Origin of the sequence: Chelativorans alearensis, assembly GCF_010993735.1 — a bacterium.
Taxonomy (GTDB): domain Bacteria; phylum Pseudomonadota; class Alphaproteobacteria; order Rhizobiales; family Rhizobiaceae; genus Chelativorans; species Chelativorans alearense.
In genome coordinates, this window is the sequence record NZ_WQNI01000004.1 from 77586 (window position 1) to 102192 (window position 24607).

A 24607-nucleotide genomic window follows, 5' to 3' on the forward strand; every position below is an offset into this window, starting at 1 on the left:
CCATGACACAGCCGAGGCCAGACCGCGTCGTCATCATCAACGATCGCTCAGCCGATGTGGGCGGTGCTTCCAATCTCTCGCGCCTTTCAGCGCGTCTGTTGCGGGAAAGGGGCATTCCGGTGACCTTCTTTGCGGGCGACCGGGCGGATGCGGCGGCAATCGAGACGGATGCGGTCAACCTCAACAGTGCGCCGCTGCTGGAGCAGGGCCGCCTGTCGGCACTGGTCGGCGGCCTTTACAATGCCTCGGCATTTGCCGCCCTTAGCCGGCTGGTCGGCACCACGGACACACCATCGACCGTCTACCATGTGCACGGCTGGTCGAAGATCCTTTCGCCGGCGATCTTCCGGGCCCTGAACACGGTGCGCGAGCGTGTCGTCCTGCACGCGCACGACTATTTTCTCGCTTGCCCGAACGGCGGCTTCGTCAACTATCGGAAGGCGTCTGTCTGCCCCCTTACGCCTATGTCGGCACGTTGCCTGCTGACGCAATGCGACAAGCGCGGCGTGCACCAGAAGATGTGGCGTTCGGCGCGGCATGCCTTGCGCCAGAGCCTGTACGATATCCGGCGCCAGCCGGCGAATATCGTTCTCGTGCATGAGGAAATGCAGAGCTATTTCAAGCGCACCGGCATAGTGGACCAACGCGTCGTTACGATCCGCAATCCGGTAGAGCCATTCTCGCAGACCCATGCAGAGCCCTGGAAATCCCGGAATTTTTTCTTCATCGCCCGGTTGGAGCCGGAGAAGGGATTTGAAGATGCCGCAAGAGCCGCGCGTATGGCGGGGGTGCGGCTTCACGTGATCGGGGATGGGGCGGGGCGGGCGCTCTTGGAGCGTTCCTATCCGGAGGTCGTTCTGCATGGCTGGAAGAAGCGGGAAGAGATTGCCCAGCTTGTGCGGGAGGCGCGCGCCGTTGTCGTTTCCTCGCGCGTGCCCGAGCCATTTGGCCTGGCGGCGCTGGAGGCAATCGGCAGCGGCATTCCCGTGATCGTGCCATCGCGGGCGCTGTTAAGCCGCGAGATCGTCGAGGCGGACTGTGGGTTGGGCTTCGCGACCGGCGACGTCAATTCGCTCGCCGACGCCATGCGGGCGATGGCGTGCGACGACCTCGGCGTGCGCCGCATGAGCCGGAACGGCTTTCAGGAGGCCCCACGCATGGCCAACACACCGCAATCCTGGTGTGAGGCGCTGATGGCACTTTATGCGGACGTTCTGGAACATGCACGTCCGCCGATGAATATGGCCACGGCCGGTGCGAGGCGCGCCGCCGCAAAGGTGTATCCGCTCTCGTAGGCTCTAAGACTTTTGGGCGACATGAGAGCAAGATATTCAAGGTGAAGCCGTATGAGAGCGACGGGATATGAAATAGGGGAAGCAGGCTTAATCCAAGCCATCGAAATATCTGTATAAGTTACACCAATAGAATTATATCTGATTGGTTAGCCACATTATAATCTGTTCCTGTAGCCGGCGATGAGGCCAGCTAAGTATATTAACACTTGGGGAATTTTTATGCTGTCTACGCTGGATAGCACCACTCGCGAATCGGTCCGCTCCCATGCCTCGCACAGACGGGGAGCCGGAGAATCCGTAAAACGTTCTCTCGACGTCTCTGTTGCTCTTTTGTCGCTCGTGTTTCTGTTCCCCGCCCTTGCCATCATCTGCATTCTTCTGCTGGTGCACGACGGCTGGCCGCTGATCTATCGGCACAAGCGGGTAGGCCGCGACGGGAAGACGTTCGATTGCCTCAAATTCCGCACCATGCGCCGCGATGCCGACAAGGTGCTTCATGACCTGTTGAGCACGAGCGAGGCTGCGCGGCAGGAATGGAGCACGCAACACAAGCTGCGGCGGGACCCGCGGATCCATAGGCTTGGGCGCTTCCTCCGGATGACGAGCCTCGACGAGGTTCCCCAGTTCATCAACGTCCTGCGTGGAGAGATGAGCATCGTCGGGCCACGGCCGATCGTGGAGGACGAAATCCCCCGCTATGGCGACCGGATACACTGCTACTTGTCGATGACGCCTGGCATCACCGGCCTTTGGCAGGTCTCGGGGCGAAGCGACACCTCATACGATTATCGTGTCGATCTCGATGCGGAATATCACCGCACGCGCTCGCTCAATCTCGACCTGAGGATCATGTGGCGGACGGTTGGCGTGCTGCTGTTCGACCGAAACGGCTGCTGAGACAGCTCACAGGATGAAAGCGGCGAGGATGGCGATCCAGAAAACGAGACAGAAGGCGATGACGAGCCAGCGGATCGCGGCCCTGGTGCTCAGCGATCTCAGCGGCCGGGCCAGGAATATGCGGCCCAGATATGTCTCCCTTCCCGCGTTCCGCGCCATTCGTTCAATATCCGTCAAAGTCACAGCCCGTCCGGCTGCCGGGCCTGTATGCACCACCGTTCAAACGAGAATGTCTCATGCGGCTGTCCTCGAAGTGCTCCTGATGCCGAAGGCGGTGAATCAACGTCGGTTCGCGACGAAACCTATCCGATGAAAGGGCGGTCGTGAATACCGGGGAGATGAAGAACGGCTTCTACACCGACAACAGGGCAAGTCATGGGGGCGGGGATAGTGGTTGAGACAAACGGGGTGAGCGCCGGAGCGGAACCAAGACGGATGTTTCGCCTGAGCGTCCCCACCATCGTTGGTGGCGGCCTCTGGACGCTTTCGGCCAAGCTCGTCTCCCAGGTAGCGCAGCTTTCCGCGTTCGTCGTCGCCGCGCGCATCCTGACGCCGGCGGAATTCGGCTTCTTCGCCTTCAGTTCTGCCGTTGCCATCTTCCTCGTGGTGCTGGCCGAGGGGGGATGGGCCGAATTCGTTATGAAATCGGCCGATGGGGAAGGGCGCCTCGACCAGGTCACGACCATCTCGCTCGCGAGCGGTCTTCTGTTCACGATCCTTGGGTTGGGCGCCGCAGGCATTCTCTACGGCGTCTTCGACAAGGTCTGGGAGGCGTCGCTTCTGGCGCTTTTCTGTTGCTGGATACTGCCTTCGGCGATGACGACCGTCTATGACGGGGTGCTTGTCCATCGCGGGCAATTGCACAGCCAGGCGATCATCCGGATCACCGCCGAGGCGGCGGGGCTCGCCTTGGCCGTCCTCGGGCTTTTCATAGGGTGGAATGTCTTCGCCCTCGTCGCCGGGCGGTTGGCGATGCAGCTTGTGATCCTGTGCGGCTCGATCTTCGCCGTCGGCTGGGTGCGGCCCGCCGGTCCGAGCCTGGTCGTCACGCGCGAAGTGCTACGGTTCTCAAAGCATGTCCTCGCCAACAGGCTGATCGTCTTCTTCCGCTCCTATTCGGGTACGTTCGCCGTGGGCGGTTTTCTCGGTCTGGCCGAGGTCGGCTACTACCGGGCAGCCGAGCGCATCGTGGCGGCGTTCTACGAGCTCGTGGGCGAGCCGGCGCGTACGCTCGCATGGATCGTCTTCCGGCGCGCGCGCGATCGTGAGGACACGCAAGCGGGTAGGGAAGACGAGGTCAGGAGAGCGGGAAACATGCTGCTCCCGGTCCTTCTGGCCGTCGCTGCACCTGTCTTTCTGGGGTTGGCGCTGGTCTCCGGCAGCTTCGTCGACCTCTTGCTTGGGGAGGTATGGGCACCAGCGGCCGTGGTGGTGAGCATCCTTTCGATAAGGCAGTTGCTGCTGATCACCGGCAGCATGACCGAGCCGCTGCTTGCCATCAAAGGCAACATCCGCAGGTTAGCCCCGGTCGGCCTTGCAAACTCGCTCGTTTCCGTTGGCCTCGTCGTCGTCCTCGCGCCCTTCGGCCTGCTGGCGGTGGCATGCGGGCAGGTTCTCGCCGCCGTGGTGGCGTTCGCGACTTTGGTCTGGCTGCAAGGGCGCTATGGCGGCCTCGACTGGCATGGCGTTGTACGCGGCAGCGGTTTCGTCGCGCTCGCCGTCGCTGGGATGCTCTGTGCTATCTTTGCGCTGGGTCGGGCAATCGATCTCTCCACGCTGCCTCCCTTGGCGGCGCTGGCGCTTCAGGCGACAGCCGGTGCCGCGGGCTACCTGCTCGTCCTGCTGCTTTTGAAGAAATTCGCCGCGAGCATGCTTTCCGCCCTGGCGAGAGAGCATACCTCCGCGTCTCAGGCGGCGGGCGATCAAGATGCGAACACCGGCTCATTGCGGGTGGAGGCAAGCCAATGAGCGTACTGCGATGACCAAGCGCGGGCGTTTAATTCCGCCTCGGCCGGGCGTGGCGCGGCGGCCGATCGGAAAAGACATTCATCGAACAAGGACAGGGCGATGAATATGATCTCCAAGCAAGGTGCCCGCCAGGCTCTTGCGCGCGCGGCCAGGACCGCACGCTCGTCGCTGGCCCCTTTGCGCGCGGCACGGGGGAGGCTGCGTTTCCTGTCGCCGTTTCCCTGCCGCTTCTCGGGCGCTTACGCCACCTATGCCGAGGCGCTTGCGGCGGCCGCCGGAAGGGGGCTGGCGGGCTACGATCACGACGAGGTCGCCGACGTGGCCTTCGAGAAGATGTGCCATGTCGCGCTGTGGGACTATCCGGTGCTTTTTTGGCTGCGCCAGTTGTCCGGCGAGGTCAGATTCCTGATCGATGCTGGCGGCCACATGGGTACCAAGTACCGCGCCTTCCGCGACCTGTTGCCGATAACGGACGACTGGCACTGGGTGGTCTACGACCTTCCGGCCATCGTGCGCGCCGGGCGGCGGCGTGCAGAGGCGGACGGCCTGACGGGCCTGCACTTCGTGGAGCGGCTGGAGGATGCCGGGGCAGCCGAAGTCTTCCTCGGCTCGGGGCTCCTGCAATATCTCGATGTTCCCTTGTCGAACCTTCTCCGCCGGTTGCCGTGGGCACCGCGACACCTTATTCTCAACAAGGTTGCGCTGCGCGAGGGGCCGACCGTCGTCACGCTGGAGCGGATCGGCAAGGCGAGGGTGCCGTACCAGATGCGCAACGAGGACGCTTTCCTGCACGATGTGCAAAGCCTCGGCTATAGCCTCGTAGACCGCTGGTCGATCCCCTCGCTGTCGCACGTGATCGATACGCATCCCGAATTGGGGGCGAGCGAAAGCGCCGGGTTCTATTTCAGACTGGCCTGAGAAGCCGCTCCCGCTTGGGCCGGAGGTGGGAGCCCTTCTCGAACTGGTCCTTCAAGTGATCGGCAAGGCGGATAGCAAGCGCCACGATCATGAGCGTCGGGTTGGCGTGGCTAGCGGTGGGAAAGACCGAGCTTCCGGCGATATAGAGCCCCTCCATGCCGTGGACCCGGGCGTTCTCGTCGACGACACTGGTCGCCGGGTCGCGTCCCATGCGCGTCGTGCAGGCCGGGTGAGCCATATCGCTGAAGGCTGCTCCGCCGAGGTCATTGCGCTGGATCCAGTCCGCCAGCCTGGGCTGAGGCAGGCCGACGCGCTGAAACTCCGCCGACATCAACTCGGCAAGCCGTGCGACGCTCGCGATCTCCTGGATCGAAATCTTCCAGTTGATGCGCGCAAGCGGCATGCCCAGCCGGTCCCGGCGGGCAGAGAGGGTTACACGGCTTTCCGGATCCGGGCGCTGCTCGACCATGGTGTCGAAGCGGATGCCTTCGAGCCTGCGCGGCAGACCGCGCTTCAGCACCAGACGGCGGTGAAGGCCGGCGGCAATGAGCCCTGGGGACGAAAGCACCCGCCATGCGTGCCGCATCCGGTTTCCAGCCCTGCTGCGACCGAGGCGCCTCAGCGCCAGCCAAGGATCGTCCTCGGCGAGTTCCTGTACCGGATAGGCCGCGCAATTGAGCAAGCCCTCCCGCTCCTGTAGCCGCGGGCTGAGGGTGAGGCCATGCAGGTAGAACTGTGTCCGATAGCCTGATTCAAGGCCATAGAAGCCGAAGTGCCGGGCGATGGCTGCTGCTTGTTCTTTGTCGAAGCGGGCGACGACGGCTCGGGGATGGTCGGCGAGATAGCGGCCGACGATGCCAAAGCGGTTGCCGATGCCGCCGGAGGCGAGCAGCAGGCGTGGGTTCTCGATACCACCCGCGCTGAGCACCACCACATCCGCCCGCACGGATGCGTGAGAGCCGTCGAGGGAGCGAAGGTCGAGCGAGACGAGCCTTTGTCCCGTCTCGTCCGTGTTGAGATGCGTCACGGTTGCGTTGGTGAGGATCTCGATATTGGGGGCGTCGAGCTTTCCGATCTCATCGCCGAAACGCAGCGGTTCGGCGCGCTCACGCGCATGGCTGAACTGCCAGAAGAACGGGCGAAGCAGTTCCCGGTTTATCCGGAGATCGGCGGGCGGCGAGCGGAGGAGGCTGTAGAGCCCCTCGTCATAGACGTTCGGCCCGAGGTTGAGCACGACGGCAGCCCGGTCGAGCGCGCCTGAAAGGCTCTCGCGGGCGATTGGCCATCCCGAATCTGGGACCCAGTGGCGCTCGGCGAAGTCGATCTCGTCGAAGGCCGCACATTTCCCGACCCAGGTATGGGTGCTGCCGCCGACGAGCCGGTTGCGCAGCTCGAATGCAGGGATGTCGTTGAGCCATGAAAGCTCGTCCGCATAGCCGCGGCCGGGCGCGGTGCCGCGTTCGATCGGCTCGCCGATATTGTCGACCTGGTTGAGGGCCTGTGCTCGGGGTTCGAAGCCAGCGCCGCCGCTTTCCAAAACGAGGACCCGTATCTTGGTATTGGCGAGTTCACGCGCGACCGTCAGCCCGGCCGGGCCGGCGCCGATGATCGCCAAATCCGCTTTCAGAGACGTTCCTGCAGGGATGGATTGCAAGTCGAGGATTTTCACAGCGGGCCCCGCCGAACTGGAAATTCCCATGCTAGCAAACAATCCGCGATGCCCGTACTCAGCCAAATTGCCTATAATAAATGCCTTGCTAATGGATTTGGGTACTAGCGGATAACGCGCTCGGTAAGTTGAAAGATATCATAGGCTTATTTGAATAATTCGCGTCTGCGAAATAGTCTTGAAGAACTAAGGGCGGCTCGATGGCGTGGGAGTTCATCCTGCAGGCGATAGCGATATCGACAGGCGCGCCGCCGCAACGCCACCAGGCATTTCGGGGAAGCAGGCGATGGCAAGGGTCGGGTTGCGGGAATGGTTCGCGGTCGGGCGAGTCGTGATGTCGGGACGTCTCGCCCGCTATGGCGGTGGAGGCGAGGGGCCGTTGACGCGGTTCGAGGCAGATTATTCGGAGAAATTCGGGGTCAAGCATACGCTTGCGGTAAGCAGCGGAACGGGGGCGCTGATCTGCGCACTTGCGGCGGCCGGCGTGGGGCCGGGCGACGAGGTGCTGGTGCCAGCCTATACCTGGATCGCAACCGCCGCAGCACCCCTTGCCGTCGGCGCCGTTCCCGTGCTTGTCGACATCGACCAGACGCTGACCATGGATCCGGCCGACATCCTGCGCAAGATCACGCCGCGTACGCGCGCCATCCTGCCGGTACATATGGCCAACATGGTCTGCGACATGGACCGGATCATGGAGATTGCCCGCAAGCACGGGCTCCTCGTCATCGAGGATGCCTGCCAGGCGGTCGGTGTCACCTATAAGGGAAGACGGGTCGGCACGATCGGTGATATCGGCGCCTACAGCTTCAACCAGTTCAAGAACATCAACATCGGAGAGGGCGGGGCCGTTGTCACCAACAGCGACCGCTATTTCGTACGTGCGCGGATGTATCACGACGTGGGTGCGGTCTTCCGCGGCCATCTCGACAACGACAACGAGCCACACTTCCTCGGCGTGAACCTGAAGGCGAGCCAGATCCAGGGCGCGATGCTCAATGTCCAGCTCGCCAAGCTCGATCCGATGATCCGCCGCATGCGTAAGCGCTATCGGATCATGTCGCGCATCCTGGCTTCCTCGCCGGCATTCCGGATCGGCCCGCACAACGACGTGGAGAACGCGGCCGGCCTGCACCTGATCTTCGAGAGCGCCGAGGAAGCGGAGCGCTTCGCCGGGCGCAACCGGCGCGGGGTTTACAGGCTCTACGATTCAAGCCGTCATGTTTACACCAACTGGGTACCCGTTCTCGAACAGCGTGCCACCCATCCCAAGATGAACCCCTTCGCCTGGGCCTCGCCCAGGATCGAGTATACGCCGGAGATGTGCGCACGCACGCTCGACATCCTGCAGCGCACTTGCCGCATCAGCCTCGGCGAGAACTATCCCTCGCCCCTGGCGGCTTTCCTTGCGCGGCGCATGGCGAACGGGGCCGATCCGGCGAGGAGGCTCTCCTATGCGGTATAGCTCCCCCACCATTGGCCCCGATGTCATCGACATCTGGCGCTGGTCGCTCGACGTCGGGATGGACGACCTGCCGCGCTATGTGACCGCGCTCAGCGAGGGGGAGTTCGCTCGCGCCTCGCGCTTCGTGCACGAGCGCGATCGTCTGCGCTTCATCGTCGGGCGAGGCAAGCTGCGCGAGATCATCGGCCGTTATCTGCGCGTGCCCGCCAGGCGCCTCTCCTTCGCTTGCAACGCGTTCGGGAAGCCGCGCCTGGCGGCATCGCGGCCGCCGCTGCATTTCAATCTCAGCCACACCGGCGGCATGGCGGTCCTGGCAGTGTCGGACCGGTATCACGTCGGCATCGACATCGAGAAGATCGTGCCGCTCAAGGAGGACGTGGCGGGCCACTTCTTCTCGCCCAGCGAACGCCTGGCGCTGCGCAATGTGCCGCCGGGCGGCTATCTCGAAGCCTTCTACCGGTGCTGGACGCGCAAGGAGGCGTTCGTGAAGGCGCACGGGGCGGGGCTTTCCCTGCCACTCGAGGCCTTCGACGTGTCGATCGATTCCGTTGGCGAGCCGAGGCTGCTGCGGCTCGAGGGTGATCTTGAAGCGCCCGCGCAGTGGCGGCTTCTCAACCTGACCCTGCCGGCGGGCTTCGTGGGCGCCATAGCGGCCCTGACGGCCGACAACGATATTTCGCTGCGTTATCGGGCGGATGAAGCGGCAGAAGATGTGCAGGAGGAAATGCCGCTTGCAGCGCGTGTTCTGCGAGGTTCGCCCGACAATCAGCTGCTCAACCGCGCGTCGAGAATGTAGCGGCCGCCGGCGGCATCGAAATGGTGGCAGCCGGCGAGGCCGGGCTTGAAGTCCGGGATGATCGTCCTGATACATGTCTCGCGATAGGTCTCGCGGCTCAGCTCCTGGATCTCCATGATATTGAGGCCATAGCCATAAATGCCGTAGGCGTTGTTCTGCGACGGCCGGAACAGGCGGCCATGGCGGGTGAAGACCCTGCCGGCATTGCGCGCGACGGTGCTGCCGATGACCACGGGATTGCGCGCATGCGGGACGACGCGCGACAACGTGGGCCCGTCGACCTCGAATGCGTGAAGTTCGCCGCAATGATCCTCGTATGCGTGGTGGTCGGACAGATTCGACAAGAGCCACCATGTGCCTTTGTGCCGGAAGAGAGTGCTGTCGGCGGCCGAGTAGCCCTCGAGCGCGGTTGCATAGAGTTCCCATTTCAAGGGGAAATCGGTGCAGCGCCAGATCTCGATGCGTTTTTCCTGATGCGTTTCCGGCATCATGAAAATGCCCTTGCCGTTACGGAATACGAAGGGGAAGGAGAGGTGGCTTGCACTCTCTATCGCCGGGCCGAGCGGCTCTATCCCATCGTTCGTGAGCCTGCCGACGGCGATATGGGCTTTGCGGTCGCCGACAGCATAATTCTCGTAGAAGACATAGACGTCTTCGCCATGTCTGAAGAGAAAGGGGTCGGCCTTGATCGAGTCTTTCGTGGGCGAAAGTTCGACGGCGAGATGCGGATCGAAATGCTCGACGGAGCCGGCGCCGCTATAGAGCGTCCAGACGGCTGTCTCCATGCCCGCTTTTCTTCGTAGCTCCTTCGCGGCACGTGCGGCCGCCGCGCGCGCCAACCCGAGGGCATAGCGCGCGACCTCTGCCGTGCCCGGCGGGCCGGCGGGCCGAGCCGAAGCCGTGTCGTGCCCAGATGTGAGGCTTCCGGTATCGGCCAGCCGCCGTAGCTCTCTCATGAGCAGGATCACGGCCTTTTCCTTCAGGAAAGCCGAATTTCTGGCGGCGCTGAACTTTGGGTTGAAGGCGGCCGAGGCGATCTCTTCAACGGGGCCTCCTCCGCCATGATTGACGTTGAGCCCTATTTGCACCGTTGGCGCACCGGCGCTGACCTCGGCAAAGCTGCACCAGTCCGCGGTACGGGATTTAAGATCGGCGAACGTCAACGCCCATTCTCCGTATGGGAGCGTGGCGACGAAGGCGTCTGGGAGCCCTCGGGGGACCGTGCGGAGGACAAGATCGAGGCGCAGGTCTTCCAGGGCCGGCGATCCGATCGTGTGGCCCGAACCCGCTTCGCCGAGATGGATGAACTCGGTCCGCTGGTGGATATCTTCGAAATAACTCGGGCGATAAGCAGGCTGGCGAGCGAACAGCAAGCGGTCGACCTTTGCGACGAGGTCGAAAAGGGGCGTCGAGCGGTGTTGGCCATAGCCGCCCGGATGTATCAACACGGCCTTGAGATCGAAGCGCGGGTCGGCAAACAGCCGGTCGAAAAGCTGCAGTTCCCAGTTCTCGAAGCCCTCTTCGCTACCGACAAGGATGCCGATGCGAAGGGGAGGCCGGTTGCTTTTGCCAGTCCACTCGAGGACCGGCTGTACATAGGCCTTGCCATTGAAGCGCAAGTCAGCCCCCCACGTTGAGCCGCTTCGACAGGATCGAAGACAGCTTGCTGATGCCGGTGCTGCTGAGCGAATCCTCGTGCCACCCATCGAGATCGAAAGCCGGCGTGTCGTCGCGGATGAAGCCGCGCCATCCGAACAGGAGCTTTTTGGCGCGTTTGTGGTTTGCCCGGCTGCGGAACAAAAGGACATCTTCGCCGGTGATCGGCCGCGGCCGGTAGCTGCGGGCAGCCTCGACCAGCAACTCCGTGACGAGCTCGTTCTGCCGCTCCTCCTTGCTCGGCGCCCCTTTCGCACCAAGAAGCTTCAGCGTGACGTTGAACTCTTTCAGGTAGTCGATCAGCGCTATCCTGCCGCCGATGAGCTTGCCGGTGAAATAGAGGAGCCGCTTGGCGCGCTTTTCCATGGTCCAGCGTAACTGTCTCAAGCGGGGGAGCGAGCGGAAATAGCCGGGCGCCCAGCTATCGATGACGGCCACGAACTGGACGCGGTGGCCGAGGCGGCGCAGCTGCCTTGCCAACTCGATCGCCAGAATGCCGTTCACGCACAGCCCGACGACGGCGACCGGGCCTGAATCGGGACGAAGGTTCATTGCGGCGATCGCATCGGCCACGATCTGCTCCATCGGGAACCCGCGAAGCGCGTCGTCGATCTCGGCTCCGAACATGTGGAGGTTCACCACCGCCGGTCCTTCGGCAAGCTCGTTGGCCATGCGGTAGTAGAGGAATGGGTGATTCAGCGTATAGAGGGTGCACGCGCCATTGCCTTCCCGGTAGAGCGACGTCTCCCAATAGGCGGATCGCCGCATGATGGTAGCCGGCTCGGGGCTTGCGGGCGCGGGCAGCTCCTCGCCGAAGGCTTCGCGGGAGAAAGCAGTAAGGGTGGACGCCCTGAAGAGGAGGGCGAGATCCGGTGCGACGCCGAATGTCTCCCTCATCGTCGACAACATGCGCAGGGCGAGCAGGGAGTGGCCGCCGAGAGCGAAGAAATCGTCGGAGCCCACCACCTTCTCCACGCCGAGCACATCCGCCCATATCTCTGCGAGTTGGCGCTCCTTGCCGGTTGCGGGGCCGGTTACAGTGTCGGTCAGGGGGCGCCCGACTGCCGGCGTTGGCGTGGCGGCGGGACGCTCCTTCGCCTGCGAAGGCGAGGGGGCTTGCAGCGCTTGCCGGTCTATGCCACCTGCGGCCGTGCGCGGAAACGCCAGCAGAACGCTGATGCCATCCGGCATATCCCTGGCCTCGATACGGGTCGACAGATACTCCATCAGGTGCTCGGGAAGCGCTTCGACGGGATGGGCAAGTGTCGGCGAAGGCACGACGAACCCGTAGGGGCGGCCGATTGCCGATGTGCCGGCACCGATTGCGACGGCCTCGGCAACGTCGGGGTGCTCCGTCAGGATTTTCTCTAGGTATGTGGGGCTGCCCGAAGCCGGCTCGTCGGGAACCCGCCGACGGATGGGTGCACTTGGCAAGTGAAGTGCGGTGTCCGGATCCGCCAGGGCTTGCTCGTAGGTATCCTGCCAGAGGCGCAGCAGCTCTTGCGCCGTGCCCGCGTCGAAGAGGTCGGTGTTGTACTCGACCGACATGCGCCAGCCGTTCGGTCGGCCGATCATGATGAAGTTCAGGTCGTAGATCACGCCAGGCGATTGCGAGGGGGCGCTGATAAGTTCGAACGCGCCGTAGCGCGCATTCTCCAGGAACGCCTTTTGCTGGTTGAAATTGATCGAGATCAGCGGATTGCGCGATGGGTCCCGCACCGGGTTTATGAGTTCGACCAGATTGTTGAACGGCATCTTCTGGTGATTGAGGGCCGCAGTGACCGTCTCGCTTGCACGGCGGATATGCTCGGCAAAGGACAGGTCGTCCGCTACGTCGAAGCGCAGGACGAGGTTGTTGATGAAGACGCCGATGAGGTTTTCGAGGTCCACTTCGTCGCGCCCGGCGATCTGTGTTCCGAACAGGATCTGCCGCTCGCCGGTGAGCCGGCCCAATGCGGCACTGATCACAGCGGCGCCGTAGCTGAAGAGGGAGACCTGATGGGCGCGGGCGGCCTTGTCGATGCGCTCGCCGAATTCGAGCGGCATCGCCGCCGACAGGATCTCGCCGCGGCTGGTCTTTGTGTGCCCGCGTGGGCGGTCGGGAGGGACCTCGAAATAGGGAGCGTCCGCCAGTTGCTGGCGCCAGTATGTCTTCTCTGCTTCGAACCCATAGCTGCGGCGGTATTCATCCTGCCACAGGGCGAAGTCGCCATATTGCAGGGGTAGGTCTGGGAGATTGGGGCTCCGGTTGGCGTCGATCGCCGAGGCGATTTCCCCCACCTCGCGGCCGAGCACGCGGATCGACCAGCCATCGAAGCAGGTCTGGTGAGCGGTGATGAGGATGAAGCCGCGATCATTCTCCACCATCAGGAAGGTGACGCGGAAAAGCCCTGGCTCCCGCAGATCGAACGGTGCGCTCGCCGTCTCGCGGCTGATGGACTGGATGCGCTCGTCGCGCTGGTCCGCCGGCACATTCCTGAGATCGATCACCGACATCTTGAAATCGACCTTGTCGACCACCTGCTGAACCGGCTGGCCGGAGACGTCCAGAAAGCGGGTGCGCAGGATTTCGTGCCGGTCGATGATTTGCCGGAAGGCAGCCTCTATGCTGGCGATCTTGAAGGTGCCGCGGATTTCCCAGCGCACGGCGACGTTGAGCGCGGGGTTGCCGGGGCTGAGTTGGTCGAGAAACCAGCAGCGCAGCTGCGTCTGCGTGCAGGGGAACTCGGCGACGACGGCATGACGCCTGTCGGAGAATGTCGCGGCGGGGTCCATTTTGTTCATGAGGGCCTCTCCATTCCGCGCCGCGCGCCGTTTCGGAATTCCCGCAGCGAGGGAATGTGCGGCGCCGTGCCGTTGATGGGCGCTTCGTCCTGCTCCTCGGCATAGCTCGCCAGCTCCGAAATGGTCGGGTGGCGCAGGAGATGCTTGGCTTCGAGCGGCAGGCCGTCATCCATCATGCGCGCGGCGATGCGGAAGATGCTCAAGGAATCCGCGCCCAGCGCGTAGAGGTTTTCGTCAACGCCGATTTCGCCGATCTCCAGCACCTCTTTCCAGATATGCGACAGTCTCTCTTCCATAGGCGTGCGCGGTTTGGTGCGGATGGGGGCGGTCTCGCGCTGCGGAACGCCCAGCCTCTCGAGCGCCTTGCGGTCGAGCTTGCCGTTCGCCGTGCGTGGAAGCTCGCTTGTAGCCACCCAGAAGCTCGGCACCATGTGCCCTGGCAGATGCGCTTTGGCGTGGGAGGCGAGCTCTTCCGCTGACGGCTCCGATCCGTCCGCCGGCACGAAGTGGCAGACGAGCTGACGGTCGCCGTTCCTGTTCTGGGCAGCGACGACGGCGCATTGCCTGATGCCGTCCTTCCTGTCGATTACCGCTTCGATGTCGCCGAGCTCGATGCGGAAGCCGCGCAGCTTGATCTGGTTGTCGCGCCGGCCGAGCAGTTGCAGCGTTCCGTCCGGAAGGCGCCTGCCGACGTCGCCGGTCTTATAGAGCCCGCGAGGCAACTTGCCGCCAATCCTGACTGGCCGGAAGGCGGCCTCTGTCAGGTCGAGGCGGTTGAAGTAGCCGTTCGCCAATCCGTCGCCGCCGATACAGAGTTCGCCGACGACGCCTACCGGGGCGATGCGGTCATGGCCGTCGAGGATATAGAGCTGGGTGTTGGCGATGGGGTGGCCGATGTGGATAGGGTTGTCGTCGTCTTCGACGCGGGCGAGCGATGACCAGATGGTGGTCTCGGTCGGGCCGTACATGTTCCACAGCTCGCCGCCGATCTTCAGTAGCGCGCGCGCCAGTTCCTTCGGCAGCGGCTCGCCGCCGCACAGCATCTTGAGTCTCGGCCGGTCTGAAAGGCCCGCCTCGACAAGCATCTGCCACAGCGTCGGGGTCGCCTGCAGGACCGTTGCGCCGCACGTCTTGAGGAGTTCGACGAGCGCGAAGCCGTCCTGCACCTGCGCGCGGTCGGCGATGACCACCTTGCCCCCGACGATCAGCGGCAGGTAGAGTTCGAGACCTGCGATATCGAAGGAGATGGTGGTAACCGCAAGGAGCGCGTCTTGCGGTGTGAAACCGGGCTCCCTGGCCATGGAGGTCAGGAAGTTGACCAGGGAGCGGTGCGACACCTCGACGCCCTTGGGCGTACCCGTCGAGCCCGAGGTGAAGATGATGTAGGCGGCCGAGCCGGCGTCCGCCACCTGCAGCTCCAGCGGAGCCGCGTCCTGCGCCTCGATCTTCGCCTGCTCGGTGTCCATGCGGATCACGCAGGTGTTCTTGGTGGCGAGCTTTGCAATCGCATCGCTGCCGCAGACGAGAGCAGAGATATCCGCGGCCTCCATCGTTTGCCGCAGACGCGCTTCGGGGTGGTCGGGGTCGAGCGGCACATAGGCGTGGCCCGCCTTCATGATTGCCAGAAGGGCGATGAGCATCTCTATGGAGCGGTCGAGCGCCAGGGCGACGCGCTGGCCGGGTATGAAGAGCCTGGCCTGGATATGCCGGGCGAGCTGGTTGCTCCTGGCTTCGAGCGCACCGTAGGTGATGGATGCGCCGCCGTGCTCGGCGGCTATTGCATCAGGATGTTCGCCGGCCTTGCGGGCGAACAGCTCGAAGACGAAGCGGTCGCGCTCATACTCGGCCGCGGTCTGGTTGATCTCGTTGACGAGCCAGTTCTCCTGATCGTCGGAAAGCAGAGGGAGGTCCACGACCTTGCGGCCTATATCGTCAGCGATAGCGGAGACGAGGGTGTTGAAGTGCTCCAGCCAGCGCTCGATGGTCGCCCGATCGAAAACGTCGCCATTGTAGTCGACGTCGATACGGATGCCGTCCTCGCTTTCGATCATGTTGAGGAACATGTCGAAGTTGGAGAAGGCTTTCGGGTTCGGCGCGATCTGCGCCGACAGACCTTCAAATCCTGCGTTCCTGGCGGTACGTTCCAGGTTGAACTGGATTTCCGTGAGGGGCAGGCGGCTCGGGTCGCGTTTGAGACCGAGTTTGCGAACCATTGTCCCGTAGGTGTAGTCCTGATGTTCGAAGGCTTGCAGGACGCCTTGCTGCGTCGCGCGCAGATGCTTTTCGAACGGAACGCCGGCATCGACCTCCTGGCGCAGCGGCAGGAGGTTGACGCAATGGCCGACCAGGGTCTGGTCGCCAAGCAGGCTTTGACCCGCCGACGGGACGGCGATGACGATGTCCGTGCTGCCGGAAAGGCGCGCGATCATGACCTGGAGCGCGGCGAGCAGCGTCGAGAACATGGTGGCGCCGCTCTTCGCACCGGCCTTCTTGAGGCGCTTATAGGTCTCCTTTTCGATATGCGCGGTGCAGGTGCCGCCCGCGAATGTCCGGCGCTCCGGGCGTGGCCGGTCGGTCGGCAGCTCGGCCAATTCCGGGACGGTTTCGAACTGTTTTAGCCAAAAATCCTCCGTCGCCGCGTTCGTCTCCGCCTTGGCGAGATTGCCCGCATGGGCGGCGAAGGAGAGTGCGGGCGGAAGGTTGGGCTCGCGGTTCGATACGAACGCGGAATAAGCCGCGGCCAGTTCCTCGACGATGACGTTGGTCGACCAGCCGTCGCAGACGATGTGGTGTGCAGTGAAGACCAGCACGTGCCGGTCGGCAGCGAGGCGCACGAGCCGTGTGCGGGCAAGGGGCCCAGTCACAAGGTCGAAGGGTGTATAGGCCTCCTCCGCGACGATCTCTTCAAGCTCGGCCTCGGGATCCGGATCCCCGGCATAATCTTTGAATTCCATGCTTATCCGGAAATTGGGGATGATCTCCAACCGGTCGCCCGCGCGCGAGAAACGGATGTGAAGGGCATCGTGACGTTCGATAACCAAGTCGAGTGCGCGGCGCAAAGCTTCTTTGTTCAGAATGCCTTCAAGGGTGAGATTGAAGGATTCATTGAAGGAGCAGGAAGCTTCGTCGCCCGCCTGGGCGGCGAGCCAGATTTCCTTCTGCGCTTCAGTGAGTTCGGCCGATGTCACGGCCTCTCCAGCCGTCGGCACGGGGGCCGCGGCCAGCGTTTTACCCTCGGAAGGCGCCAGGACGCCGGCGGCCTGGAGAGCATCGAGGCTGTTGCGGAAGACGTCGGATATGCGCTGGAAATCCTCCTCCGTATGGACGGTGGTGAGGAAACAGGGATAGCCGTCCTGCACATGGATGCCCTGCATGCGCGCGTGCGGGTAAAACAGCGCGCCGAGAGGATCGAGGCTGCCAAAGTCCGTCACGAACCAACTTGCATAGCCGTTGACCGTGCCGGCGATGCCGCGGCGGGCGAGGTCGGCATTCAGCTCTTCCACGAGCAATTGCGTGCGGTCGGCGACCCGGCCGTAAAGTGCCTGGCCTTCGCCCTTGATGTGCTGCAGAACCGCCTTGGCCGCCGCCAGCGTGACCGGGTGGCGCACGAAGGTGCCGGCGAAGAAGGTGGGCGCCACCATCGGAACGGAGTCGTCCCCATAGGTCCAGTGGCCGCCGTCTAGGGCATCCATGAATCGGCTGTCACCGGCGAGAACACCGATGGGCATGCCGCCGCCCAGCACCTTTCCGTAGGTCGCCATGTCGCCCCGGATGCCCCAGACGGCCTGCATGCCGCCCGGATGGACGCGGAAGCCGGTGACGACTTCGTCGAACACCAGCGCGAATTCGCCTTCGGTGGCGATCCGCCGCAGTTCCCGTACGAACTCGACTGGGCGCAGCTCCGGATGGCGGCTTTGCACGGGCTCGATGATGACGGCTGCGATGTCTTCGGCGTTGGCGCGGATCCAGTCGAGGCTTTCGGGCGCGCCGTAGGTGAGGACCGTCATGTTGGAAAGCGAGGTCGGCGGAATGCCGGCGGCGATCGGCAGCGCTGTGGGCGCGCCTGAGCGGCTGCGGCCCTTCACCAGAACTTCGTCGAACTGACCGTGGTAGTCGTTGCCGAAGACGACCACCTTTTCCCGGCCCGTGACGGTTCTGGCGACCCGCATGGCAGCCATCACGGCCTCCGAGCCGGTGTTGCAGAAGGTCACGCGCTCGTGGCCGGTCATCTCGCCGATAAGTTCGGCCACTTCTCCTGCAAGCGGCGTCTGCGGACCGATCGCAAAGCCGCTGTCTACCTGGTCGATCATCGCCTTGACGACGAAATCGGGCGCATGGCCGAAGGCCGTCTGGCCCATGCCGTTGACGAGGTCGATATATTCGTTGCCGTCGATGTCCCAGATGCGCGAGCCCTTGGAGCGGTCTGAGACGACAGGGAAGACGATCTCCTTCCACTCCGCACGGAAGCCGGAGGCCGCGCGCGGATCCGCCAGGCGGCGGCGGTTGGCCTCGGTGAAGGCCTTGGACCTGGCATTTCTTGCGGCGTAGCGTTCCGCCAGTTCGGCGATGAATGCGCGCTTTTGCGGTGTCAGCTCGCCGTCGCTGAGGCGCATGCCGGGCTTATAAAGGCGCGGCCGCCCGGAGCCGGTCTCCGCTTCTTCGGGCTTGGCCGCCTCGGTCGCGGGAGGATTGGCGGAGATGGTCGATTGTGGGCTCGTCTGCTGCGGTGCCGGGGGCGGTACCGTAGCACCCAGCGTCTGGGCCGCCTGCAATTGCTGGGCAAAAAGCTGCTGCATCATCTGAAGCTGCGACTGGAACAGCCCTTCCAAACCGGCGGCAGCCGGTGCGGAAGGCGTTGCCGTGGGCACCATTGGCGCCTGGATCGCAGGAACAGGGGGCTGCGCCGCCGGGGCGGCGGCAGGCTGCAGCGCGTCGGGCGGGATCTCGGCGTCGAGATGCCGCGCAAGGGCGCCGACGGTCGGGATGCTGCTCAGAAGCTCGCGGAAGGAGAGCTTTACCTTGTACTGCTTCTCGATCTTTTGCGCGAACTGGCCAATGAAGAGGGAATCGAAGCCGAGTTCCAGGAAGGTCGCGCCGGCGGCATCGGAGGCCAGCTCCTCGCCCGACATCTCGGCTAGAAGGCATAGCAATGCCGCTTCCAGCCTCTCGATCCTGTTTTCGGAGGGAATTTGCGTGACAACATTCATGGTATCGGTTCCGTGTGCGGGTGCCGGTCGCGGCGCGTTGGCCTGCGGTGCGGTGGCCTCTGCCGCGATGGAGACTTGCCGGTTTGGCCGTGGCGCCTCAATCCAGTGCTTCTGGCGCTGAAAGGCGTAGGTCGGCAGGGGAAGGCGCCGCTGGGCAGACGTCGGCAGTTGCGGCCAGTCAAGGTCGCAGCCGGAGATCCACAGCCGCGCATGCGCCTCGGCGAAGGTGGCGGGGGCGGCGGACGCCCGGTCATGCTCGGGCAGTGACTGGACGATCGCCGCCAGATCGCCGCGATTGATGGTCTGCGCGGCGAAGACGGACAGCGTTCGACCGGGGCCGACCTCCAGCAGGACCGGCCTTCTGTCACGGCAGACGGTGGCGAGGCCGTCGGCGAAGCGGACGGCGTCGCGGCAGTGTTGCGCCCAATAGTCGGGCGAGGTGCCGAGGGCATCGGTCTGCCAGTCGCCGGTCGTGCAGGAAACGTAGGGAATTGTAGCCGTGCCGTAGGCGAGCTTGCCCGTCTCCTTGCGCAGTGCTGCCGCCGCCTTGTCCATCATGGCCGAATGGAAGGCGTGCGAGGTGTGCAGGCGGCTGAAGGCGATGTCGGCCTCCTGCAGCCGCGCGCAGGCGGCGTCTATAGCCTCGAACGTGCCTGAGATAACGCAGAGCTTGGGCGCGTTGACCGCGGCGATCTCCACGCCCTCGTCAAGGTGAACACGCACCGTCTCGGCCTCGGCGCGGATGGAGACCATCGCGCCTTGCGGCTGTTTCTGCATCAGACGGCCTCGATTGGCCACCAGAAGCAGCCCGTCGTCGAAGGACATGACATTGGCGAGTGTGGCGGCGACGAACTCGCCGACGCTGTGGCCGATCATCGCGGCGGGCACGAGCCCGCGGCTCATCCATAGGCGCGCCGTGGCGTATTCAATGAGATAGAGCCCGGGCTGGGCGATCTTCGTGTCGCGCAGGGCAGCCGACATCTCGTCGGTGGGATCGCCCGCGTGGCAGATGAATTTGCGCAGGTCGATGCCGGTTCGCGCTTCCAGAAGGCCGGTGCCATGATCGATCCAGCGGGCGAATTCGGGCTCGCTGTCGTAGAGGGCGCCGCCCATGCCGACATATTGGGCGCCCTGGCCGGGAAACATGAAGATGACTGGCGGAGAGGTTTCCTCCGCTGTGCCGGCAAGCGGACGTTCGTTCTCGAGGCCGGCGGCGGCTTCTTCCACGTTTGTGGCGATTACCGCCGTGCGGTGCGCAAAATGGTGCCGGCCGTTCTGAAGCGTGTAGGCGGCGGCAGGAAGCGGGATACCTGGATTGCGGCGGAGCGCATCGGCCAGGTTGCGGCGCATGACTGCGAGCGATGCTTCATTGCGCGCCGACAAAGGTATGATGTAATTTGCTTTTCCGTCTTCTTCTCCAGGTGAAGGAGCGGGCGGCGCCTCTTCCAGGACGAGGTGCACATTCGTGCCGCCTACGCCGAAGGAACTGACGCCCGCCCGCCGCCGCGGGCCGTCTGCCGGCCACTCACAGAGCGCCCGCGGAATGTAGAAAGGGCTGTCGTCGAGATCGATGTGCGGATTGGGCGTGGAGAAATTCGCCATGGGCGGGATCTTGGCGCGGCGCAGCACCAGAGCTGCCTTGATGAGCCCCGCCACGCCGGCGGCCGCGTCCAGATGGCCGAAATTGCCCTTTACCGAGCCGAGTGCGCAGGACGATCTGGTGGAGACGTCGCCGAAGGCCTTCCTCAGGCCGGCGAACTCGATCGGGTCGCCCAGCGGCGTGGCGGTGCCGTGGCATTCGACATAGCCGATGGTGGAAGGCTCGATGCCGGCGTTGGCATATGCCGCGGTGATGGCTTCGGCTTGGCCCGTCACGCTCGGCGCGGTGTAGCCGACCTTGTCGGATCCGTCGTTGTTGACGCCGTAGCCGAGGATGACCGCGTGGATGTGGTCACCGTCGCGCAGCGCGTCGTCGAGGCGCTTCAGGAGCACAACGCCGGCACCGCTGCCGAAGACCGTGCCGGCCGCATCGGCATCGAAGGGACGGCAGAAGCCATCCGGGGAGGCCATGCCGCCTTCCTGATAGATGTAGCCGCGCTTCTGGGGAAAGGTGATCGACACACCGCCGGCCAGCGCCATGTCGCAGCTATAGGTCAGGAGGTTCTGGCAGGCCTGCGCGACCGCCAGGAGTGACGTCGAGCAGGCGGACTGGATGGTGAAGGCGGGGCCGCGCAGATTGAGCTTGTAGGCGACGCGTGTGGCAAGCGTGTCGTTGATCGAGCCGATCAGCTCGGAGAACATGCCGATCTGGTAGTTCGAGGTGAAGGCCTCGGCTTTTTCGCGGTCCGACAGCACATTGTTGATGAGGTAGGTGGCAAGCGCGGAACCGGCGAAGACACCCACCTGTCCAGGGCACGCATGGGGGTCGTAGCCGGCGCCTTCGATGGCCTCCCAGCAGATCTCCATGAAGATGCGAAACTGCGGGTCGATGAGGGCGGCCTCGCGCGGATACATGCCGAAGAACTCGGCGTCGAACAGCTCTACATCGTCGAGATGGGGTCTCGCCGGTACGTAATCCTTGGCAGCGCGAACGTCGTCGCCGAAGGCGTCCTCGATCTCTTCTGGCGAGAAATGCGCGAATGCATGTCTGCCCTGGGCGATAAGCTCCCAAAGTGCATCGACGGAGGGGGCGCCGGGAAAGCGGCCGGACATGCCGATGATCGCCACGCTGCCTATGCCTTCACCAGCAAGGGCTTCCACCTGAGGTGATGTTTCGTTCATGAGGCGCTCCGGCGGAATTGGGACATCATCCTTTTTCTCAAGTCCGCCCGCGCTTGGACGGAGGTGGCGGACGCCGCACCTGGCCCGCCATTACCGAGATGATGTGCCAGGCTTCGGATGTTGGGATGCTGGAAGACTGCCACGACGTCGATCGAACGTTTGAGGGCTTCCTCCAGCGCGGCGTGTACGCGGATGAGCTGCATGGAGGTGCCGCCGAGATCGAAGAAGTTCTGGTCCATGCCTATGTCGGCCCTGCCGAGCACCTCTTGCCAGAGCTTCGTCAGCAGCGCTGCGGTGTCTCCGGTAGGTGGCGGTGCTGCCGGCGCAGCTGCTTCCAGCCGGGGAAGGGGAAGCTGCGAGCGGTCGATCTTGCCGGCCTGGTTCATGGGGAACCGGTCGAGCACGACCGCATGACTCGGGATCATGTGCGCAGGCAGCACCATCTTCAGCGAAGAGAGAACCGCTGTTGCGAAGTCGGTTTCACTCATCGCTATCGGAGGCTGGGGCCGCAGATAGGCGACGATCCGTTTGGCGCCGGTGCTGCCCTCATGGCAGACCGCCACGGCATCGGCGAGGCGTGCGTCCCGGCGCAGCGCCGCCTCAATCTCGTCGAGCTCTATACGCTTTCCGTCAATTTTGATCTGCCGGTCCAGGCGTCCCCTGAAGTGCAGGATCCCTTCGCTGTCCATCATGGCGAGATCGCCGGTGAGGTAGCAGCGCAAAGAGGTTCCGTCGGCTGTATGGATGGTGACGAAGCGCTCGCGCGTGAGGTCGGGCCGGTTGAGATAGCCGATCGCCAGACCGTCGCCCGACACCGCCAGCTGCCCCTCCGAACCCGGCGGCAGCTCGCGGAGATGCTCGTCGAGGATGTGGATACGGCTGTGAGCGATGCTACGCCCGATGGGAATTTCATCGCCTTTGAAATCCGACGGTATGGTGTAGGCCGAGGCCATGACGGTCACTTCCGTAGGGCCGTAGGCGTTTGTGAGGATGCAATCGGGGTTGTTTCGCAGGAACCGCTTAGCGTGGTCGGCCGAGGCAACCTCGCCGCCGAACAGCACATGCCTCAATGAGGCAAGCCGGCTACCCCAATGATCGACCAGCAAGTGGAAAAGGCCCGTCGTCAGCAGCATGACGGTGACACGATTGTCGTCGATGGCCTGGGCAATGCGCGGCAGCGACAGCGTGCGGTCGCCTATTCCCAGCAGTGTGCAGCCGTTGAGCAGTGCGCCCCAGATCTCGAAGGTCGCCGCGTCGAAGGAGATCGTGGCCGTGTGCAGGACGACGTCGTCGGGCCCGAAACGAATGTAGTTCTGGTCACGTACGAGGCGGGCAATGCCACGATGGGGGATGACGACACCTTTGGGCCGGCCGGTCGAGCCGGAGGTGTACATGACATAGGCGGCATCGCCGCCTGAGACATCGGGCAAATCCTGAGGCGGGCCTTCTTCTGCGCTTTCCAGAAGGCGGTCGAGGTCTGCTACAGCGCCGGCGGTCGGAATCGCGCGGATCGCCGCGGCGCTCTCCTTATCGACCAGGATAAGCTTGGGATCGCAGTCGCCGATCATATAGCCGAGATGCTCGGCGGGATAGGACGGGTCGAAGGGAGCGTAGGCCGCTCCCGATTTGAGGATCGCCAGCTTGGCGACTATCGTGTTCAGCGCACGTGGCAGAAAGAGGCCGACGACGTCGCCCTTCGCCACCCCAAGCCGCATCAGTTCGCCGGCGAGCGCGGAGGACCGACGGTCGAGCTCGGCGTAGGTGAGGCGGGTGCTGCCGAATTGGACGGCTATTGCATACGGCCGCAGCGAAGCCTGCTCGCTCACGAGATCATGAATGCTGCGCCAGCGCTCGTAGCTGTTTCGCGCCTGAAAAACGGGGCGCGCCGCCGTCGCGCGTCCATTAAGAAATTCCACCCGCCCTTCATTGCTGTTCATTCCAGCACCCCACCTTCAAGGTGATCTGCGCCGACCGCGGAGATTGCCCCTGAGAAACCTGCTGCTCCAGATAGAATGCAAGAAAATCAATGATTTCCCGCGTTCTCCAGTGCAAGGATTTCATGCGTGAGAGAAAAGGAACAGATATTCATCCGGATGAGGCTTTCCTGACCGGAAGCTGTATGTGGATTGTGTTTTAGATCATTCGGCGAGGACGCGCTTCACACCCAAGCCAGCGCTGTTCCAAAAGCATTAAATGACTGCCCAACGATCTCCAAATCTCAGTCGGCGCGATAGGCGCGTACATAGTCCACATCCATGTGGGATGGGTCGAGGGTATCGTTTTTCGTCGGTCCGTCGACCAGTGCGAGGTTGACCAGGATGTAGAGCGGCTGCCGGTGCTCTTCCTGGGTCTCTGTCTTCCACACGAGCTCGCGGTCGAAATAGAAGCGGATCCAGTCACGGTCGATCTTGACGCCGTAGGTATGGAAGTCGCCGGGGTCGGCATCGCCAAAAACCTCGTTGCGCATGTAGCGCGAATAGTGCCGGCCGTCGCGATGCCACACATGGACGACGGATGAGTAGCCGTCCGGCTTGTCGCCGTAGAATTCGATTACGTCTATTTCGGCGGTGAAGCGGGACCGGTCCTTACCGATCAGCCAGAAGGCGGGCCACACGCCCGGACCCACCGGCAGGCGGGCGCGCATTTCGAAATAGCCGTATTGCTGCGCAAAGCCGTTTCCCTTCGGGTCGACGGATGCCAGCAGTCCGGAACGCCATTCGCCCTCGGCGTCCCTTTTCGCCTCGATGCGCAGGATGCCGTCGTCAACGGTGAAGGGGCGTTCCTCGGGGTCGGCGAAACGGGCACCGCCGAAGTCTCCGGACCAGGGCGTGTGCGCGATCCAACGCGTGCCTGGCCCCCAAGCGGAGACGCTGAGGGTATCGAACTCCTCCTCAAAGGAGACGCTCATCTCCTCCAGATCGAGCCTGTCCTCCGCCGAGCCGGCGATGCCGGGAGAGGCAATCATTGCCGCAAGGGCAGCCGCGGCAAGGAGCACCCTACCTCCGCCACCATATCGAACGTTGCGTGTCTTGAGGGGGATTTGTTCCGGAGAATTCATATGACTACCTCCTGGCCCAGCATACTTCATGGGCGAAGGCCGCAACCAGACGGGCGAACGGTGCGCGCCATACATCATAAGCAGTACCGGGGGTGGAACGACGGCGTGGGGGA

General features: G+C 63.7%; 13 protein-coding genes. 6 read left to right on the forward strand and 7 right to left on the reverse strand.

Translation table 11 applies throughout. The features are described 5' to 3' along the window. The first annotated feature begins 2 nt into the window (after positions 1-2). Entirely contained in the window at positions 3-1295 is a 1293-nt protein-coding gene (locus GPJ75_RS07650; protein ID WP_163266776.1) for a glycosyltransferase family 4 protein, read from the forward strand. A gap of 219 nt (positions 1296-1514) precedes the next feature. Further along, positions 1515-2192, forward strand: coding sequence for a sugar transferase (locus GPJ75_RS07655; RefSeq protein WP_163266778.1), 678 nt, complete (start codon positions 1515-1517; stop codon positions 2190-2192). A 6-nt stretch (positions 2193-2198) separates the two neighbouring features. Here GPJ75_RS07655 and GPJ75_RS07660 read toward each other — a convergent pair whose 3' ends face one another. Further along, positions 2199-2351 (reverse strand): hypothetical protein, encoded by a 153-nt coding sequence (locus tag GPJ75_RS07660; RefSeq protein ID WP_163266780.1) that lies wholly within the window; start codon positions 2349-2351, stop codon positions 2199-2201. 276 nt (positions 2352-2627) lie between these two features. On the opposite strand from GPJ75_RS07660, the gene GPJ75_RS07665 reads away from it, so the two are divergent. Next, entirely contained in the window at positions 2628-4160 is a 1533-nt protein-coding gene (locus tag GPJ75_RS07665; RefSeq protein WP_246248961.1) for an oligosaccharide flippase family protein, read from the forward strand. A 99-nt stretch (positions 4161-4259) separates the two neighbouring features. Next, a complete protein-coding gene (locus GPJ75_RS07670; RefSeq protein ID WP_343036177.1) occupies positions 4260-5078 on the forward strand; it encodes a methyltransferase, TIGR04325 family in 819 nt (272 codons plus the stop codon). On the opposite strand, the gene GPJ75_RS07675 is transcribed toward GPJ75_RS07670, so the two are convergent. After that, positions 5065-6693, reverse strand: a complete 1629-nt coding sequence (locus GPJ75_RS07675) for a GMC oxidoreductase (protein WP_246248962.1) — start codon at positions 6691-6693, stop codon at positions 5065-5067. The two genes, GPJ75_RS07670 and GPJ75_RS07675, sit on opposite strands and share 14 nt — an antisense overlap. Positions 6694-7033: 340 nt before the next feature. Here GPJ75_RS07675 and GPJ75_RS07680 point away from each other — a divergent pair, with 340 nt between their 5' ends. Both GPJ75_RS07680 and GPJ75_RS07685 read left to right on the forward strand, forming a co-directional pair. Then, complete coding sequence (locus GPJ75_RS07680) at positions 7034-8212, forward strand: DegT/DnrJ/EryC1/StrS family aminotransferase (RefSeq protein WP_163266785.1); 1179 nt, start codon at positions 7034-7036, stop codon at positions 8210-8212. Beyond that, entirely contained in the window at positions 8202-9008 is an 807-nt protein-coding gene (locus GPJ75_RS07685) for a 4'-phosphopantetheinyl transferase family protein (protein ID WP_163266787.1), read from the forward strand. Before GPJ75_RS07680 ends, GPJ75_RS07685 begins: the two co-directional genes overlap by 11 nt. Here GPJ75_RS07685 and GPJ75_RS07690 read toward each other — a convergent pair. From GPJ75_RS07690 to GPJ75_RS07710, 5 genes are all read right to left on the reverse strand, one after another. Further along, positions 8978-10627, reverse strand: a complete 1650-nt coding sequence (locus tag GPJ75_RS07690; RefSeq protein ID WP_246248963.1) for a glucosamine inositolphosphorylceramide transferase family protein — start codon at positions 10625-10627, stop codon at positions 8978-8980. The genes GPJ75_RS07685 and GPJ75_RS07690 overlap by 31 nt on opposite strands. 1 nt (position 10628) lies before the next feature. Further along, complete coding sequence (locus GPJ75_RS07695) at positions 10629-13448, reverse strand: condensation domain-containing protein (RefSeq protein WP_163266789.1); 2820 nt, start codon at positions 13446-13448, stop codon at positions 10629-10631. After that, positions 13445-21436, reverse strand: coding sequence for a non-ribosomal peptide synthetase/type I polyketide synthase (locus GPJ75_RS07700; RefSeq protein WP_163266791.1), 7992 nt, complete (start codon positions 21434-21436; stop codon positions 13445-13447). Before GPJ75_RS07700 ends, GPJ75_RS07695 begins: the two co-directional genes overlap by 4 nt. Then, on the reverse strand, positions 21433-23373 hold the full coding sequence (locus tag GPJ75_RS07705; protein ID WP_163266793.1) for a non-ribosomal peptide synthetase: 1941 nt from the start codon (positions 23371-23373) through the stop codon (positions 21433-21435). Before GPJ75_RS07705 ends, GPJ75_RS07700 begins: the two co-directional genes overlap by 4 nt. Before the next feature lie 281 nt (positions 23374-23654). Beyond that, on the reverse strand, positions 23655-24494 hold the full coding sequence (locus GPJ75_RS07710) for a glycoside hydrolase family 16 protein (RefSeq protein WP_246248964.1): 840 nt from the start codon (positions 24492-24494) through the stop codon (positions 23655-23657). Positions 24495-24607: the final 113 nt, after the last annotated feature.